We start from the raw sequence: 2,236 nt of genomic DNA on the forward strand, positions 1-2,236 counted from the left end.
ATTTGGTTTTGAACCGCGTACAGGAAGCGGTTGTGGTGATTGATGCGACCCAACGCGTGTGGCTGTTTAACAAACAGGCAAAAATCTATTTCCCCAGCCTGATTATCGATCAGCAGGAAATCGTGTTCGGCGAACTGGTGGCTCGCTGGCAGCGTCAACCCGACAAACCTTTTGAAACCGATATCCATATTTTCCAACACGCCATGCACGTCCGAGCCGTTCCGCTGATTCAGGAGCAAACCGAGCTGCTGATGTTGTACGTCCGCTCATTGCGTGAAGTGGCTGCGGAGGCCATGTCCACCAAGCTGACTTCGCTCGGACAGTTGACTGCCAACCTCGCCCACGAAATCCGCAACCCGATGTCCGCCATCCGTCATGCCAGCGATTTGTTGCAGGAAGGCGATGAGGCAGATCCGCTCAAGGCCAAGCTCTACAACATCATCGACAGCAATATCCAACGTATCGACAAGATGTTGGAAGACGTATCCCTGCTTAACAAACGAGACAACATCAGCCGCCAGCCGATTAATCTGATGAAATTCTGGTTAGAGTTCAAGCAGGAATTTACCTTGAATAATCCCGATGCCATCGGTTGTCTGCGTATGAATATGGACGGCAACAATCTGACCGTATTGGTTGACCCCATGCATTTGCAGCAAGTGATGTGGAACTTGTGCAACAACGCTTGGAGACACAGCCGTCAGGACGAAAACGCCATTACCGTCCTTATCCGTTCAAGCGGCAGGATGCATATTTCCATCGTCGTGGCGGACAACGGCAAAGGCGTGCCGCCCGATGTACGAAATCATTTGTTCGAGCCGTTTTACACCACCGAAAAACAAGGCACCGGCTTGGGGCTTTACGTCGCACGCGAGTTGGCACACGCCAATATGGGGCAGCTGCATTATCACCCTGAAATGAACGGGTTTGAATTGATTTTACCGAAGGAGCAAGCGCAGGATGAATAAATTGCAAGAGCCGGTTTTGGTTGTCGATGACGAGGCAGACATCCGCGACCTGATGGAAATGACCCTGATGAAAATGGGTCTGCACGTCGATACTGCGGCTGGTGTTGAAGAGGCTAAAGACAAGCTGGACAACAACGATTATTCGCTGGTGTTGACCGATATGCGTATGCCTGACGGCTCCGGCCTCGAGGTTGTCCAATACATCGATGAACTGATGCTCGATACGCCCGTCGCCGTGATTACGGCTTTCGGCAATGCCGACCAAGCTGTTGAAGCCTTGAAAGCAGGGGCGTTTGATTATCTGCAAAAACCGATTACGCTGTCGCAGTTGCGTTCATTGGTTAAATCGGCAGTGTCGGTTTCAGACAATACTGCCGAACCCACGCCGTCTGAAAAAGTCAAATCGCAGCCTGCGCCTGTTTCTGCCGCCCTGTATAAACCCGAACCTCAGCCGGCTAAGCCTGTCGTTACGCCTCCTAAGAGCGTACAGAGTGAATTTAACCGGCCTTTGACTGTTCCGGAAGGGCTCAATTCCTTAAAAGAGCGTTTTTCGGCCGGCAGCATCAATCCTGCTTTGCAACAAGACGCACCTGTATTGGAAGGCGAGGACGATATGCCGCGCCTGTTGGGTACTTCGCCGCAAATGGTCGAAGTACGCCACCTGATTCGCAGATTGGCCCGCAGCCTTGTTCCTGTTTATATCTCCGGTGAATCCGGTACGGGTAAAGAGCAGGCGGCGCGCACGATTCACGAGCTGTCCGACCGCGCCGACAAACCATTTATTGCCGTCAACTGCGGTGCCATTCCTGAAAACCTGATGGAAAGCGAATTTTTCGGCTACAAAAAAGGCAGCTTTACCGGTGCGGATCAAGACCGTTTAGGTTTTTTCCAACACGCTGACGGCGGCACTTTGTTCCTTGATGAAGTTGCCGATTTGCCACTTGCCATGCAGGTCAAACTCCTGCGCGCCATTCAAGAAAAAGCCGTGCGTCGTATCGGCGATGCGCGGGAAACCTTTGTGGATGTGCGCATTATTTGTGCGACCCATAAAAACCTCGAAGCTTTGGTTGAAAGCGGCGCATTCCGTCAGGACTTGTATTACCGCCTCAACGTAGTCTCTCTGCATATGCCGCCTTTACGCGAAATGCGCGAAGACTTGGGCGCGCTGATTCTGTATCTGCTGTATAAACACCGTCACGGCAATCAAACCTACAAACTCAGCCCGAAAGCCCAAGAAGCCCTGTTGCATTACAGCTATCCCGGCAACT

2 protein-coding genes are annotated in these 2,236 nt (G+C 52.0%); both read left to right on the plus strand.

Annotated elements, in window-relative coordinates; genetic code table 11:
* The coding region (locus tag ACTHUE_RS16160) for a two-component system sensor histidine kinase NtrB (protein WP_440423984.1) at positions 1 to 968 on the plus strand (968 nt) is incomplete at its 5' end.
* A partial coding sequence (locus tag ACTHUE_RS16165) for a sigma-54-dependent transcriptional regulator (RefSeq protein WP_440423985.1) occupies positions 961 to 2,236 on the plus strand: 1,276 nt, incomplete at its 3' end. The genes ACTHUE_RS16160 and ACTHUE_RS16165, both read left to right, overlap by 8 nt.

The organism is Neisseria sp. P0021.S005 (assembly GCF_051956955.1).